16 protein-coding genes are annotated in these 15,048 nt (G+C 65.2%); 5 read left to right on the top strand and 11 right to left on the bottom strand.

Annotated features, from left to right (window positions below; genetic code table 11):
- Positions 1–264: 264 nt before the first annotated feature.
- Positions 265–1,533, bottom strand: a complete 1,269-nt coding sequence (clpX, locus tag ACW17X_RS04455) for an ATP-dependent Clp protease ATP-binding subunit ClpX (RefSeq protein WP_008260240.1) — start codon at positions 1,531–1,533, stop codon at positions 265–267.
- Between the two features lie 194 nt (positions 1,534–1,727).
- On the opposite strand from clpX, the gene ACW17X_RS04460 reads away from it, so the two are divergent.
- Entirely contained in the window at positions 1,728–2,387 is a 660-nt protein-coding gene (locus tag ACW17X_RS04460) for an HAD-IB family hydrolase (RefSeq protein WP_492099845.1), read from the top strand.
- A 16-nt stretch (positions 2,388–2,403) separates the two neighbouring features.
- Here the strand turns inward: ACW17X_RS04460 and ACW17X_RS04465 are convergent, their stop codons facing one another.
- From ACW17X_RS04465 to tig, 5 genes are all read right to left on the bottom strand, one after another.
- Positions 2,404–2,724, bottom strand: coding sequence for a hypothetical protein (locus ACW17X_RS04465; RefSeq protein WP_492099846.1), 321 nt, complete (start codon positions 2,722–2,724; stop codon positions 2,404–2,406).
- Positions 2,725–2,797: 73 nt separating this feature from the next.
- The gene (locus ACW17X_RS04470; RefSeq protein WP_271166410.1) at positions 2,798–3,445 is read right to left on the bottom strand and encodes an ATP-dependent Clp protease proteolytic subunit; all 648 of its coding nucleotides are present in this window, start codon (positions 3,443–3,445) and stop codon (positions 2,798–2,800) included.
- Between the two features lie 106 nt (positions 3,446–3,551).
- On the bottom strand, positions 3,552–4,520 hold the full coding sequence (locus ACW17X_RS04475; protein WP_492099847.1) for a hypothetical protein: 969 nt from the start codon (positions 4,518–4,520) through the stop codon (positions 3,552–3,554).
- A gap of 114 nt (positions 4,521–4,634) precedes the next feature.
- The gene (locus ACW17X_RS04480) at positions 4,635–5,564 is read right to left on the bottom strand and encodes a hypothetical protein (RefSeq protein ID WP_492099848.1); all 930 of its coding nucleotides are present in this window, start codon (positions 5,562–5,564) and stop codon (positions 4,635–4,637) included.
- A gap of 118 nt (positions 5,565–5,682) precedes the next feature.
- Positions 5,683–7,026: a trigger factor gene (gene tig / locus ACW17X_RS04485; protein WP_492099849.1), complete on the bottom strand. Its 1,344-nt coding sequence runs from the start codon at positions 7,024–7,026 to the stop codon at positions 5,683–5,685.
- Positions 7,027–7,218: 192 nt separating this feature from the next.
- Here tig and ACW17X_RS04490 point away from each other — a divergent pair, with 192 nt between their 5' ends.
- Positions 7,219–7,920: an MBL fold metallo-hydrolase gene (locus ACW17X_RS04490; protein WP_492099850.1), complete on the top strand. Its 702-nt coding sequence runs from the start codon at positions 7,219–7,221 to the stop codon at positions 7,918–7,920.
- 48 nt (positions 7,921–7,968) lie between these two features.
- Here the strand turns inward: ACW17X_RS04490 and ACW17X_RS04495 are convergent.
- A protein-coding gene (locus ACW17X_RS04495) for an IS3 family transposase (protein WP_492098836.1) occupies positions 7,969–9,140 on the bottom strand; the annotation gives its coding sequence in 2 pieces (ribosomal slippage) (positions 7,969–8,867 and positions 8,867–9,140; 1,173 coding nt in all).
- Between the two features lie 208 nt (positions 9,141–9,348).
- Complete coding sequence (locus ACW17X_RS04500; protein ID WP_492099851.1) at positions 9,349–9,642, bottom strand: hypothetical protein; 294 nt, start codon at positions 9,640–9,642, stop codon at positions 9,349–9,351.
- 120 nt (positions 9,643–9,762) lie between these two features.
- Here ACW17X_RS04500 and ACW17X_RS04505 point away from each other — a divergent pair, with 120 nt between their 5' ends.
- The 3 genes from ACW17X_RS04505 (at position 9,763) to ACW17X_RS04515 (ending at position 10,811) form a co-directional block, all read left to right on the top strand.
- The gene (locus ACW17X_RS04505) at positions 9,763–9,927 is read left to right on the top strand and encodes a hypothetical protein (RefSeq protein WP_492099852.1); all 165 of its coding nucleotides are present in this window, start codon (positions 9,763–9,765) and stop codon (positions 9,925–9,927) included.
- Between the two features lie 117 nt (positions 9,928–10,044).
- Positions 10,045–10,266 carry a con-10 family general stress protein gene (locus ACW17X_RS04510; RefSeq protein ID WP_291752576.1) on the top strand — a complete coding sequence of 74 codons (222 nt, stop codon included), beginning with the start codon at positions 10,045–10,047 and terminating at the stop codon, positions 10,264–10,266.
- Between the two features lie 215 nt (positions 10,267–10,481).
- Positions 10,482–10,811, top strand: a complete 330-nt coding sequence (locus ACW17X_RS04515; RefSeq protein ID WP_492099853.1) for a hypothetical protein — start codon at positions 10,482–10,484, stop codon at positions 10,809–10,811.
- 107 nt (positions 10,812–10,918) lie between these two features.
- On the opposite strand, the gene ACW17X_RS04520 is transcribed toward ACW17X_RS04515, so the two are convergent.
- The 3 genes from ACW17X_RS04520 to ACW17X_RS04530 form a co-directional block, all read right to left on the bottom strand.
- Positions 10,919–11,350 carry a hypothetical protein gene (locus tag ACW17X_RS04520; protein ID WP_492099854.1) on the bottom strand — a complete coding sequence of 144 codons (432 nt, stop codon included), beginning with the start codon at positions 11,348–11,350 and terminating at the stop codon, positions 10,919–10,921.
- Positions 11,351–11,479: 129 nt separating this feature from the next.
- Positions 11,480–13,639 carry an ergothioneine biosynthesis protein EgtB gene (gene egtB / locus ACW17X_RS04525; protein ID WP_492099855.1) on the bottom strand — a complete coding sequence of 720 codons (2,160 nt, stop codon included), beginning with the start codon at positions 13,637–13,639 and terminating at the stop codon, positions 11,480–11,482.
- Between the two features lie 116 nt (positions 13,640–13,755).
- Positions 13,756–14,967 carry an acyl-CoA dehydrogenase family protein gene (locus ACW17X_RS04530; protein ID WP_492099856.1) on the bottom strand — a complete coding sequence of 404 codons (1,212 nt, stop codon included), beginning with the start codon at positions 14,965–14,967 and terminating at the stop codon, positions 13,756–13,758.
- Between the last annotated feature and the right edge of the window lie 81 nt (positions 14,968–15,048).

The raw sequence follows: 15,048 nt of genomic DNA on the forward strand, positions 1-15,048 counted from the left end.
CGGAATGACGAAAGAGGGGGAAGGCTGGCGTCACCTCTCCGCGCGCGAAGGCGCGGGGGGAGGACAGGTCGCGCTTGCGACCAGGAGGGGGCGACGCTGGCGGTGGTGATGACCGGACCAGCTTCAGACACCGGGTCGCCCCCTCCTGGCGTTCGCTGACGCTCCCGCCTGTCCTCCCCGTTCGCCTTCGCCGACGGGGAGGTGAAAAAAAGGCCGGAGCGTTGTCGCTCCGGCCCTTCATTTTAGTGCGAAGGCGATGCCTGATCAGGCGGCGCCGTCGGCCTTTTTCTTGGAGGCTTCGGAATAGATCAGCAGGGGCTGGGCCTTGCCGTCGATGACCTCGGCGTTGACGACCACTTCCTCGACGCCTTCGAAGGTCGGCAGTTCGAACATGGTTTCGAGCAGAATGCCCTCCAGGATCGAACGCAGGCCGCGCGCGCCGGTCTTGCGGGTGATGGCCTTCTTGGCGACGGCGATCAGGGCGTCGTCGGTGAAGGTCAGTTCGACATTCTCCATCTCGAACAGGCGCTTGTACTGTTTGACCAGGGCGTTCTTGGGCTCGGTCAGGATGGTGACCAGGGCGGTTTCGTCCAGGTCTTCCAGCGTCGCCAGAACGGGCAGACGGCCGATGAACTCGGGGATCAGGCCGAAACGCATCAGGTCGTCGGGCTCGACGCCCTTGAGGATGTCGCCGGTGCGACGTTCGTCGATCTCCTTGACCTGGGCGCCGAAGCCGATCGAGGCCCCTGCCCCGCGCGCCGAGATCACCTTCTCAAGGCCGGCGAAGGCGCCGCCGACGATGAAGAGGATGTTGGCGGTGTCGACCTGCAGGAACTCCTGCTGCGGATGCTTGCGGCCGCCTTGCGGGGGCACGGAGGCGACGGTGCCTTCCATGATCTTCAGCAGGGCCTGCTGCACACCCTCGCCCGAGACGTCGCGGGTGATGGAGGGATTGTCCGACTTGCGGCTGATCTTGTCGATTTCATCGATGTAGACGATGCCGCGCTGGGCCCGTTCGACATTGTAGTCGGAGGCCTGGAGCAGCTTCAGGATGATGTTCTCGACATCCTCGCCCACATAACCGGCTTCGGTCAGGGTCGTGGCGTCGGCCATGGTGAAGGGCACGTCGATGATTCGGGCCAGGGTCTGGGCCAGCAGCGTCTTGCCCGAACCGGTGGGGCCGATCAGCATGATGTTGGACTTGGCCAGTTCGACGTCGTTGTTCTTCGTCGCGTGGTTCAGGCGCTTGTAGTGATTGTGGACCGCGACCGAGAGGACCTTCTTGGCGTGCGACTGGCCGATGACGTAGTCATCAAGGACGTCGCGGATCTCCTTCGGCGTGGGGACGCCGTCGGTGGTCTTCTTGAACCCGATCTTGTGCTCTTCACGGATGATGTCCATGCACAGTTCGACACATTCATCGCAGATGAACACGGTCGGGCCCGCAATGAGTTTGCGGACCTCGTGCTGGCTCTTTCCGCAGAACGAGCAGTAGAGGGTGCTTTTGGCGTCAGAGCCGGCTGCTTTGGTCATAGACCCTTATCTCACTCCCGCGGTGCGGACCGAAATGGCCCGAAACGCGCTTTCTCCACGTTGATTCCAGCACTCTGGACGCAAAGGTCTTCAAAAAATGACAATCACCCATCCCACGTTCAACGACAACCCCGAAGGCGGCAGGGGAATGTTGCAGTGCGTGGATGGATCAGTGTCGTTGGGGATCAAGGCGAATGTCTGACATGGGAAGCGTGCAGGATCGGCGCCAGCCCCGGACCGAATCGGGACAGCCGACAACGCCCATCGTGGCCTTCGACTTCGACGGCACCCTGACGGTGCGCGACAGTTTCACCGAATTCCTGCGCTGGAAGGCCGGGCCGGGCGGCTGGGCCCTGGGCCTGGTCAAGCTGGCTCCTGCCCTGGCGGCCTATGGGCGGCACCGCGACCGGGGCCGAATCAAGGCCGCCTCGGTGAAGGAATTCCTGGCCGGCCAGAGCCGCGAGCAGCTGGAGGCGGAGGCGGAGCGGTTCGCCGAGGTCATGTGGTCGCGGCTGATGCGGCCCGACGCCCTGGCGGTGTGGGAGGACTGGGGTCGGCGCGGCGCCCATCGCGTAATCGTGACCGCATCGCCCGAGACGACGGTGGCGCCCTTTGCGCGCAGGCTGGGGGCCGAGGCCCTGCTGGGGACGCGGATGACCTTCGACGCCCAGGACCGGGTGACTGACGCCTTTACCGGACCCAACTGCCGGGGCGAGGAGAAGGTGCGCCGGCTGAAGGCCGCCTATGGCGACGATATGACGCTGAGCGCCGCCTATGGCGACACCTCGGGCGACCGGGAAATGCTGGAGATGGCCCAGGAGGCCGGGTTCCGGGTGTTCAAGGCCCGACCCTGAAAGGGCTTTGACAGGGTCAGCGGCCGTCGGCGTCGACGTCGAAGACCATGGCCTTGCCGCGCGAGGTCGGGTCCCACCCGGCCTCGATCGCCGCTGTGATGGCGTTGCGGACGGCGTCGACGTTTACGCGCTGTTTCTCGACGTCCGGCCGGCCGTTCGGCCGCAGAGGCGGCGGGAACTGGACGATGGCCTCACGCTTGAAATCGACATGGCGCAGGGAGACGGCCATGCCCTCCCAGACATTGCCGCCCTTGGGCTGGGGCTGGCGACGGAGTTCCCAGGCGTAGGTCTCGCCGTCGACCTCGACCGTGCCGCTGGGATCGCGTGTGAACTGCATCTCGGTTCCGATAGTCGAAAATGGAAAAGGGCGCGCCGCCAGGACGCGCCCCCTTCGGCATGTGGTGGAAGGCCTAGTGGCCGGGCGTCTTGACGCCGTCGGCGTCGGCCTGTTCGCGGCGGTCATAGACGTGATCGACAATGCCCCAGGCCTTGGCCTCTTCGGCCGACATGAAGTGGTCGCGGTCCAGGGTCTTTTCGACTTCCTCGTAGGTCCGGCCGGTGTGGTGGACATAGATCTCGTTAAGGCGACGCTTCGTGTAGCGGATGTCGGCGGCGTGCAGTTCGATGTCCGAGGCCTGGCCGCGGAAACCGCCCGACGGCTGGTGCACCATGATGCGGGCGTTCGGCAGGGCGATGCGCTGGCCCGCGGCGCCGGCCGTCAGGATCAGCGAGCCGGCCGAGGCCGCCATGCCCATGACCACGGTCGAAACCGGGCTCTTGATATATTGCATGGTGTCGTAGATCGCGAGCGCCGAGGACACCTGTCCGCCGGGGCTGTTGATGTACATGGAGATTTCCTTCTTGGGGTTCTCCGACTCCAGGAACAGCAGCTGGGCGCAGATCAGCGAGGCCATGCCGTCCTCGAACGGCCCCGTCAGGAAGATGATCCGCTCACGCAGCAGGCGCGAGAAGATGTCGAAGGAGCGTTCGCCCCGGCTGGACTGCTCGACCACCATGGGGACGAGGTTCATGTTCATCAGTTCGATCGGATCGCGCATTCAAGCCTTCTCGGGATGCCGTGGACGCGATTCAGGCCGCGTCCTTCGTGACTAGCATATCGCGTCCCCGGGGGGGGGGCGCAAGGCGGCGGTGTAGAACGACGACTCAGGGGGCTTCGTTGGCGGGCAGGACAGCAACGGGCGTCGTCTCTCCTTCACGTTCTTGGCGTTCCCGGACCATGGAGCGAACTACGCCATTCTCCTGCTGTGAAGCGCTGACGCGATCGTTCGGCGCTGTATAAAGAGCCGCAAGGTAGTCCTTGTCCCACTGGCTCAAGCCATTGATAGGGCCTGAACTACGGAAGAGATTCATCACGGTCGACTGGTCGCTGAGGTCGGCGCCCGGGTCGATCTGGGCCAGGGAGACCATGGACACATAGTCGGCGAGCACGCCTAAAGGCGCGCCGCCGGTTTTGCTCATATCGACGATGACGATGGTCCAGGCCATATCATAGCGGATGTTGGAGCGGATGCGCGAACTGTCGCGCACTCGGAGAAGCCGATATTCGTCGACGGTGCCCTCGACAAGAACGGAATCGCCCTGGAGGACCGTGGCAACATCTCCGGTGTCCGCCGTAACCGGCATCACCACGTTCCACCAGCGAACCGGCGACGCCGCGTTCTGAAATTCCGATAGAGCACTCCGCGTCAAATTGGTGTGCTGGATTGCTGGGCGGAAACCAAGCCCGGCCTCTCGCACCAGCTTCTTCGCCAAAGCCGGACCGTCGGTGGTCGCCAAGATTATAACATTGGGCCGGCAACCTGGACCGCCGACTTCGGCGCCAGCATCAAGGGCGTTTATGGCGATCCGGTCGATTATGAACTGGGCAAAGCGCGGCTGCATATTGCTGACGCTGACACAGACGGGGCGGTTCCAACGCGCCAACCGCGTGCCGCGCGGCGGCTCACCAACCTGCTGAGCATAAGCTCGTGCAGCTTCTTCCAGCCGCCTCCCCTCTACGAGGATGGATTCCAACTCAGCGTCTGGAACGTCGTCTTGGACGGGAACCTGCTGCGGAGCTTGCTGCGCACCCGACAACAGCACCAGAGCGACTAGAAAAGACGCGAAACTCATCCCCCCCTCCACAACCTCACAATCAGTATACTCGCACTGCACGCGTAGGAAACGTCGAAAGCGGAAGTGGAACAAGCCTAGATCAAAGTTTCGCTTCGCTCTTAAGGGCGGTCGTTACGGCTTGGTCGCCCCCTCATCGGTCGCCGCGTCCTCAAGACCCTCGCGCTCGCGTCTTTGCTGAATAAGCGAATTAGCCACGGCGGCCTCCTGTCGATCGCCATTCACGCGATCCGAGGGCGCGGCGTACAGGGCGGAGAGGTAGTCCTTGTCCCACTGGCTCAAACCTTCGACTTCGGCGGGGCTGCGGAAAAGATTCATCACGGTCGACTGGCCGCTGAGGTCGGCGCTCGGGTCGATCTGGGCCAGGGAGACCATGGAGACATAGTCAGCCAATGTGCCGAAAGGCGCGCCGCCGGTCTTGCTCATGTCGATGATGACGATGGTCCAGGCCATGTCGTAGCGAATGTTGGAACGGATGCGCGAACCGTCCCGCACCGTGACCTGGCGCGGCTCGTCGCCCCGCATGGTGATCGCGACCTCGCCCGTGTCTGTCGTCACGGGCATGACGACATTCCACCAGCGAACCGGCGCGTCGGAGTTCTGGAAGTCGGACAGGGCGTCGCGGCTCAGGTTGGTGTGGTTGATGGCGGGACGGAAACCCAGCCCGACCTCCTTGACCAATTTCTTGGCCAGCGCCGGGCCGTCTGTGGTGGCCAGAATGATGACGTTCGGCTTGCAACCCGGTTCGCCGACGTCGGCTCCGGCGTCGAGGGCGTTGGCGGCGATGCGGTCGATGACGAATTGAGCAAAGCGCGGCTGCATATTGCTCATGCTGATGCAGACGGGGCGGTTCCAACGAGCCAGGCGGGTCCCGCGCGGAGGCTCGCCCACTTCTTCGATGTAGGCGCGAGCCGCCTCCTCGATTCGGCGGCCTTCGACGATGATGGCTTCGAGTTCGGCAGAATCGGACTGAGCCGGCGGGGGCGCGGCCTGGGGCGCCGAAGTCAGGAGAAGGGCCGCGGCTAGGGCTGCAGACAGGCTCATCAGACTAGGTCTCCCAGGCAACCGACAGATGCAAAAAGGGCCCGCATTGCGGACCCTTTCGCATACCCATGTCCGAAGACAATGGGAAGTTACGCTTACGTAAGATGACTAAGGGCGATCAGCCCTCTTCGTCTTCCTTCAAGAGCTCTTCCTTGGTGATCGGCTTGTCGGTCACCTCGGCGAGGCCGACGATCAGGTCGACGACCTTTTCCTCGTAGATCGGGGCGCGCATCTGGGCGGCGGCGTTGGGGTTCTGGCGGTAGAAGTTCAGGACGGCCTGTTCCTGGCCCGGATAGTTGCGGGCTTCCTGCAGCAGGGCGGCGTTCAGCTCCTGGTCGGTGACCTGGACGTTGTTGGCGCGGCCGATCTCGGCCAGGACCAGACCCAGGCGCACGCGGCGCTCGGCGATCTTGCGGTATTCAGCCTTCAGGTCCTCGTCGGACTTGGCGGCGTCTTCTTCCGGCAGGCGGCCGGCGGCCTTGTCGGCCTCGACCTGTTGCCAGATGCCGTCGAACTCGGCCTCGACCATCTTCGGCGGCAGCGGGAAGTCATGGGCCGTGTCCAGTTGGTCCAGCAGGGCGCGCTTCAGCTTGAAGCGGGCGGCGCCGGCGTATTGCTGGTTCAGGTTCTGGCTCAGCAGTTCCTTCAGCTTGTCCAGCGATTCCAGACCGATACGCTTGGCGAAGTCCTCGTCGACCTTGGCTTCGACCTCGGCCTTGATGGCCTTCACCTTGACGTCGAAGGTGGCCAGTTTGCCGGCCAGATGGGCGGCTTGGTAGTTCTCGGGGAAGGTGACCTCGATGGTCTTTTCCTCACCGACCTTGGCGCCGGTCAGTTGTTCTTCGAAGCCGGGGATGAAGCGGCCCGAGCCGATCACCAGGTCCGCGTCCTCGGCGGCGCCGCCGTCGAAGGGCTCGCCGTCCAGCTTGCCCAGGAAGTCGATGGTCAGTTGGTCGCCCTCGGCGGCCTTGACGGTCTTGCCCTTCTTGTCCTCGTAGGACTTGGCCTGGCCGGCCAGCTCGGTCAGGGCCTCGTCCAGATCGGCGTCCGAGGCTTCGTAGGTCGGGCGTTCCAGCTTCAGGGTCTTGGGATCGACCGGGGTGAAGTCCGGCATGATTTCCAGGGCCATTTCATAGGCCAGGTCTTCCTGACCGGCCATGACCTTGTCCATGTCGGAGGTCAGCTTCATCTCGGCCGGAGCGGCCGGACGGATCTTGGCCTCGTCGAGGGCCTTCTGGCTGGTCTCGTTCAGTTCGGCGTTGATGATCTCGCCCATGAACTCGCGGCCGAAGGTCTTCTTGACGTGGGCGACCGGCACCTTGCCCGGACGGAAGCCCTTCAGCTTCACCTGCGGGGCGACTTCCTTGACGCGGGCTTCGAGCTTCTCGTTCAGCTCCGCGACGGGAATGGTGACCGCGAACACGCGGCTGAGGCCTTCGTTCGACTTTTCGACGACTTGCATGGTCGGGATTTCTGACGCTCTGGGGCGCATGGACCGTCGAAACGGTCGGCGCGAAATGGATAAAGCAAGAAGGCCGCCCCTTGCAGAGCGGCGCCTCGAAGCCCGCCCTTATGTCGAGAAGGGCCCCAAAGGTCAACGCGAGCGTGGCGTCAGACGGTGGTTTCGCGCCGCAGGGGCGATTATGTAGGACGGATGAGCCAGCCCGCCTCCCCCATCGGCGTCTTCGTCACGCCCGTCACGCCGCTTCAGCAGAACTGCACCACCGTCTGGTGCACCGCCACGAACAAGGCGGCGGTGATCGATCCGGGCGGGTCGGTGGATGCGGTTCTGGGCGAGGTGACGCGGCGGGGGCTGACCCTCGATCAGATCTGGATCACCCACGGCCACCTGGACCACGCCGGCGGCGCGGCCGAGATGCAGGAGAAGACCGGAGTCCAGATCACAGGGCCGCAGAAGGCCGATCAGTTCTGGATCGACCGGATCGTCGAGAGCGGCCGGATGTACGGCCTGCCGGACGCGCGGCCCTTCACCCCCGACCGCTGGCTGGAAGACGGGGACACGGTCAGTCTGGGCGAAACGACCTGGGAGGTGCGCCACTGCCCCGGTCACACGCCGGGCCATGTGATCTTCTTCAATCGGGCGGCGCGATTCGCCCAGGTCGGCGACGTGCTGTTCAAGGGGGCGGTGGGCCGCACCGATTTTCCGATGAGCGATCCGCCCGCCCTGATCCTCGCCGTGGTCGAGAAACTTTGGCCGCTGGGCGACGACGTGACCTTCGTGCCGGGGCACGGGCCGATCTCGACCTTCGGCGAGGAGCGCCGGACCAATCCGTTCGTGTCGGACGCGGCGCTGCAAAGGGCGCCGATCCAGCGGGAGCCGGTGGGGCCGGCTTAGAATGCTTCCTTCTCCCCTTGTGATCTTCCCCCGCAAAAGTGGACGGGGTTAAGCCGCTCTGCGTTCGGCCTCGGCGGGGCTGATATAGCCCAGTGCTGAGTGCAGGCGACGGGGATTGTAGAAGCCCTCGATGTATCCGAACAGGTCTCGCCGCGCCTGGTCGCGGGTGGCGTAGACGCGGTGATGGACGCGCTCGGTTTTGAGGGTGTGGAAGAAGCTTTCCATGGGCGCATTGTCCCAGCAGTCCCCCTTGCGGCTCATGGACGGCGTGATGCCGGATCGAGCAAGCGCGGAGCGATAGGCCTCGGCGGCATATTGGATTCCGCGATCGGAATGGTGGATCAGGCCGGGCGCGGGGCGCTGACGTTCGACGGCCATGTTGAGGGCGTCCAGGGCGATCTCGGTGTGCAGGGTCTGGCGCATGGACCAGCCCACGATCTTGCGGGTGTGCATGTCAAGGATGGCGGCGAGGTAGAGCCAGCCTTCACCCGTTGGGATATAGGTCAGATCGGCGAGCCAGACCTGGTTGGGCGCCGCCGCCTCGAAGTTCCGGGCCAGCCTGTTGGGCGCGATGGGATAGCCGTGGCGGCTGTTCGTCGTCCGGGCGCGACGCGGCAGGGCGGCCAGCCCTCGCAGGCCGGCACGGCGCATCAGCCGCTCCACGCGGGATCGACCAATCCGACGTCCATGCCGACGCAAGGTGGCGTGGATGCGTGGCGAGCCGTAGCAGCCGCTGCTCTCGGCATGGATCAGCCGGATGTCCTCGGTCAGCTCGCGATTGGCCACGGACCTCGGGCTCTCGGGGCGACCGCGCCAGGCATAGTAACCGCTGGCCGAAAGCCCCAGGACCGCACACATCACGCGGACCGGCCAAACCTGACGATGCTCATCGACGAACCCGAACTTCATCGGGAGGCCGCTCCGAAGATGAGCGCGGCTTTTTTTAGAATGTCCCGCTCCATCCGAAGCTGACCGTTCTCCCGTCGCAACCGGGCCAACTCCGCCGCCATGTCCGACGGCGACGGGGACGACGCCTGCGTTGTGGGGCGCCGCGACGTCCCCGTCGCCTGCACCCCGAACTGCGTCATCCATCGACGCAGCACCGTCTCGTGGAGACCCAGCTCACGGGCCACCGCCCCGACGCTCAGGCCGCCGTTGGCGACGCGGTCAACCGCCTCGCGCTTGAAAGAATCCGGGAAGTTCCGGCGTTGAACACTCATCAGACACTCCTCTCCAGCTCCGAAAAGCTAGCATGGGTGTCCACCAAAACGAGGGAGGATCACTTGCGGGAGAAGGTGGCCCGCAGGGCCGGGTGAGGGGTCCGGCGGCGGGCCAACTCTCACCACCTTGCCCCTCACCCTTTTGCGCAAGGACGATCGCTTCGCTCTCGTGCGCTCAAGCCCTCTCCCGATGGGAGAGGGTGTCTGTCTAGCGACGCAGCAGCATGCCGATGAGGACGCCTACGCCCAGGGCGTAGAGGGTGGTCTTCATCGGTTCGTCGCGGATGCCGTCGCGGGCGGTTTCGACGCGGCCGACCACCTTGCTGCGGATCAGTTCGACGTCATCGCGCAGTGCCTGACGCAGGGACGTCGTGTCTTCAAAGCTGCGGCGCTCGCCTTTGGCCAGGATGGCATCGGCCTGACGGTCGAGACGCTGGGTCAGGGTGTCGTCTTCCAGGACGATGTCGTCGGGGGATGCTGGAGCGATGGGGGTCTGGGTCATGAAGATCTCCGGGGGTTCGGACACTGAACCGGCGCGCCCCGATCCAGTTCCCTGATCTGTTCAAGCAGGATCGGTGAACATTGCGGGTCGCACAGCGTTCTCAAGCCAGAGGAGAACACCATGACCTATGTCGAACCCACGCCCCCCGGAACCCCGCAACCCGAGATCCAGCCCGAGCCGACGCCCCAGCCTGAAATCGATCCGTCCGACACGCCGGACGAAATGCCGCCGATGGAACCGGGCGGCGGCGGCGAAGGTGATTCCCGACCCTATGGAGCCGTTTGAAGTCAAACCACAAAGTCGTTCCGAGGCGGGACAGTAAAACGGAGTTCCACACGGAACCGTCACCGAGTCACAGGGTTCACATCGGCAAGCGCAACGGCAGCACTGAAAGGAACACCGATGGACAGCCAACCGACGCGACCCTCCGGCGTTTCCAAGCGAGGCTTCGCCTCCATGGATCCCGAACGTCAACGCGAGATCGCACGTAAAGGAGGCGCCAGCGTCCCCAGCGAAAAGAGAAGCTTCTCCCAAGACCGCAGCCTGGCGGCCCAGGCCGGACGCAAGGGCGGCGAGGCCTCGCACGGGCCGAAGAAGGACGCGGCTTCGAACGAAGCCGAGTGATACGGCTTCAGTGAAATTCTGCAGGGCGGCGCGTCAAAGATGCGCCGCCCTTTTTCTGTTCCCCAACGCTCTGCGGACAGGTCCTGAATGAGGGAGATAGCGACACGGGCAAAGGTCGGACGCCAGCGCCCTTAAGCGGACGTTTCAAAGGCTGTTATGGGTGGAAAGCGGACCTCAAGAGGTTACGCTGCGCTTCGAAAGTTAGCGGAGGGGCAATGAACGAGCAGGACGACAACGAGACGTGGCTGATCGAGATCGGACACGACGTGATCGAGAAGAAGGCAGACGTCGGCTCAAGCTCCCTCCGGCCATGGGAACGCCTCGTCTACTGCCTTTGGGTCGCCGACTACGGCATGAGGAATGCGGGCGATCTGGAGACGGCGTACGACGTGCACGCTGCCTTTCAAGATGAGGGGAGGACCCTTGCGGCTGCGATGTCATTGCAGCTCACACACTCTGCGTTTGCGCTGAGCAAATCAGACCTTCAGGATCAATATTTCGATCTCTTTGACGGCGTTTGTGTCGAGCTTCGCGGCGCGGCCTAACGTCCGCTCAGGGTCGGACCGCGACATCTCACCAGCGCGGAAAGCGGACATCGGCCGCACAGCCCAAAAGCGGCGCGCCGAACTGCCTATAGGGTGGAAAGCGGAACTTAGGCTCGGCTGGTCAGGTGAGCGATTTTCGCATCCAGTTCCTCCAGCTCGCTTTTGAGGTCCGCCTCTTTTTCCTGTGTAGCGGGATGGAGGCCATCGCGGCACTCATAGAGCAGGCGCGCCACATGCTCCCGATCGAGACGAAGATCTTCTTCAGTGTCCATGCAGGCAGCGGAGCTGGCGTCGATTTCGGACCCGCCCATATGTCGAATGAAGGCCCCGAGCACGCTGGGGCGGAACCTCTGAGCCTCTAAGCTGTCCGGGTCCAATCCTTCGGCTTTGAATACCGCATCGGCGAAATCATCGGCAGTCAGGGTGCCGGATTGAGCGAGAAACTGGTCAACGTGCATTGGTTGGCCGCCGACGACAGAACCGCAGAAGCCGAGGCGGACGCAGACGTCTTTCAGAAGCTTGTCATAGGCAGCGGTCATGAACCGACCGTAGCGGAGCAACTGATGTCTGCAATGGGTCGCGAAGCGAAATTGACCCACCGTCAGAAAGCCGACCGTCAGATCACGACTGCAGGCGCTGCCGGCCTTGCGGAAGCTCGCCCCGGGGGTTCACCCTCGCAGCAAGGCCAGGGCGACGCGGGGTTCGGGCGAAACCTCGAAACCGGCCATGGACCAACCGGACTCCTTGGCCAATGCGGCGACCGAATCCCGCGTGAACTTGCGCGAGCTTTCGGTGTGGAGGGTCTCTCCGGCCATGAAGCTGAAGGCCCTGTCGCCGACGCGGGCGGCGGTTTGACGCGTCGCCTGGAGGTGCATCTCCATGCGCGACTGATCCGGGTTCCAGACGGCGCGGTGGGCGAAGGCGTCGAGGTCTAAATCGGCGCCCAGTTCGGCGTTGGCGCGGGCCAGGAGGTTCAGGTTGAAGGCGGCGGTGACGCCCTGGCTGTCGTCATAGGCGGCGACCAGGATGGCGGGATCCTTGACCAGATCGACGCCGAGAATGAACAGTGCACCCTCCCCCAGCATCCGCCGGGCCGAGGCGAGGAACCGCACCGCCTCGTCCGGCTCCAGATTGCCGATGGTCGAGCCGGGGAAGAAACCGATGCGCCGGCCGTGCGGCAAATCGTCCGGCAGGGGCGACAGGTGTTCGAAATCGCCCAGCAGCGGCTGCACCCGCAGGCCGGGATAGTCGGCGCGGATACGGGTCGCGGCGTCCAGCAGGGCCGACTCGCTGATGTCCAGCGGGACATAGGCGCCGAGGTCAGGCACGGCGTCCAGCAGCAGACGGGTCTTCTCGCTGGCGCCCGATCCGAACTCGACCAGGACGGCGTCGGGGCCGAAGTCGGCCGTCAGAGCGCCGGCGCGGTCGCGCAACAGGGCGGTCTCCTGCCGGGTCGGGTAATATTCCGGCAGGGCGGTGATCTCTTCGAACAGGCGCGAGCCCTCGGCGTCGTAGAACCATTTGGGCGGCACGGCCTTCTGGTCGCGCGATAGGCCCTGGATCAGGTCACGCCGGAAGGCGGCGGTCTGGGCGTCCTCAGGGGCAGGCTTGCGCTCGCGCGGGGCGTCTTCGGCTAGTCTGAGACCCATGAAGGCCCACCTCTGTTGGGGGTAGAAGAAGTTGCGATAGGTGATGCGGTCGTGGCCGGGGGGCGTGGCGAAGGCGCCGCCGCGCAGGACAATCTGATTGGCCATGAACTTGCCGTTGTACTCGGCCGCCGTGCCCGGCGTCGGCTGGAAGCCGGGGTATGGGGCGTAGGCGCTGGACGTCCACTGCCAAACCTCGCCCGACAGGTTGGAGAAGGCGTTGGGCGACGTGGTCGCGGCGTGCTCCCACTCGGCCTCGGACGGCAGGCGTTTGCCGGCCCAGCGGGCGTAGGCCTCGGCCTCGTAGAAGCTGATGTGACGCACCGGCGCGGCGGGATCGACGGGGGCGCGGCCGGTCAGGCTCATGATGCTCCAGTCGTCGCCGTCGCGGCGCCAGTAGAGGGGCGCGGTCCAGGCCTCGGCCTTCACCGTGGCCCAGCCGTCGGCGAGCCAGAGCTCAGGCCGGGCGTAGCCGCCGTCAGCGATGAAGCCCAGCCAGTCGCCGTTGGTCACGAGGTCCGCGGCCAGGGCGAAGGGCTCCAGCCAGACCCGATGCGCCGGCCCCTCGTTATCGAAGGCGAAGCCGGCGCCGTCGTGACCGATCGAGACCAGGCCGCCGTCGAAGGCGACGCCGCCGCCGCGCGGGGATTCCAGCGGGGCCTGTCGCGGCTCGACCGCATAGGCGGCCGGGTCCAGCGGCGAGCGGGACATCAGGTTCAGCAGGTCCATCAGGAACAGCTCCTGGTGCTGCTGGTCGTGGTGCAGGCCCAGTTCGAACAGGTAGCGTTGCTGACCGCTGGACGGCCCCGAGGCCAGCCAGGCGGCCATGCGCCGGTCGATCTCGCGGCGATAGGCCAGGACCTCGTCCACCGAGGGCCGGGTGATCAGGCCGCGCCGGTCGCGCGGCACGCGCTCGCCCAGGGCCTCGTAGTAGGAGTTGAACAGCTGCTGGAAACGCGGGTCGACCGGCTGGTAATCCGGGTCGGCTGCCAAGATCAGCGCCTCGAAGAACCAGCTGGTGTGGGCCAGGTGCCATTTGCCGGGACTGCAATCCGGCATGGACTGGGCCGACAGGTCCTCGGGCGACAGGCCCTGCGCCAGGGCGGGCATGGCGGCCCTGGTCTCCCTGAAACGGGCCACGTCGGACGCCGCCCGCGTATCGGGCTCGAAGCGAGCATTCATGTCAGCCGTCCGTCCCGCCTCAGCCCCGATGCCCCGGCGGGCGTCGCGTCGTCCAAGCATAACGAACGTGACGCTTCAGCCGGGGTTCCCCTGATTTAGTAAGCGTAACGGTGAATTCAACGCACCGGCTTGCCGCCGTGTTTGGCGTATTCCAGCCGGGCGATGGTGCGGTTGTGAACCTCGTCCGGGCCGTCGGCGATCCGCAGGGTGCGCACCGTGGCGTAGAGTTCGGCCAGGGGCGTGTCGCCCGAGACGCCGGCGCCGCCGAAGGCCTGGATGGCGTCGTCGATGACCTGAAGCGCCATGCGGGGGGCGGCGACCTTGATCTGAGCGATCTCGGAGCGGGCGTTCTTGGCCCCCGCCTCGTCCATCATCCAGGCGGCCTTCAGCACCAAGAGGCGGCACATCTCGATATTGGTGCGGGCGTCGGCGACCCTCTGCTCCCAGACCGAATGTTCGGCCAATTGTTTCCGGAAGGCGGTGCGGTTCAGAAGGCGCGTCACCATCAGCTCCAGCGCCCGCTCGGCCGCGCCGATCACACGCATACAGTGGTGGATCCGGCCGGGGCCGAGGCGCCCTTGCGCGATCTCGAACCCCCGGCCCTCGCCGGCGATCAGGTTGGACGCGGGGACGCGGACGTTCTCCAGCACCACCTCGGCGTGGCCGATGGGGCGTTCGTCATAGCCGAACACCGACAACATCCGCTCGACGCGGAAACCGGGCGTGTCCACGGGCACGATGACTTGTGACTGCTGGGCGTGGGTCGCGGCGTCGGGGTCGGTCTTGCCCATGACGATGGTCACGGCGACGTTCGGGTGCGCCATGTTCGTCGACCACCATTTGCGGCCGTTGATCACATAGTGATCGCCGTCTCGCTCGATCCGGGTCTGGATATTGGTGGCGTCGGACGAGGCGACCTCGGGCTCGGTCATCAGGAAGGCCGAGCGGATTTCGCCGGCCATCAGGGGCTTGAGCCAGCGGTCCTGCTGGGCGGCGTCGCCGTACATGTGCAGGACTTCCATATTGCCGGTGTCGGGGGCGTTGCAATTGAACACCTCCGACGACCACAGATGGGCGCCCATCATCTCGGCCAGGGGGGCGTAGTCGAGGTTGGTCAGGCCGGCGCCGTGGTCTCCGGGCAGGAACATGTTCCACAGGCCCGCCTCGCGCGCGGCGGCCTTCATGGCCTCCATGACCGGGGGCTGGCGGTTCGGGTTCTCGCGGACCTGGGCGAAATATTCGGCCTCGCGCGGGATGACCTGTTCGTCGAGGAAACGGCGCACGCGGGCGTACCAGTCCAGGGCGCGGTCGGAATGTCTGAAGTCCATGTCGTTTCCTCGTTTTTCGGTCGCGCCTCTGGCGGGCGCTGATACGAAAACGGCGCGGCCCCGGGGGGAGCCGCGCCGCAA

Source organism: Brevundimonas sp. FV1ye4L, assembly GCF_058681255.1.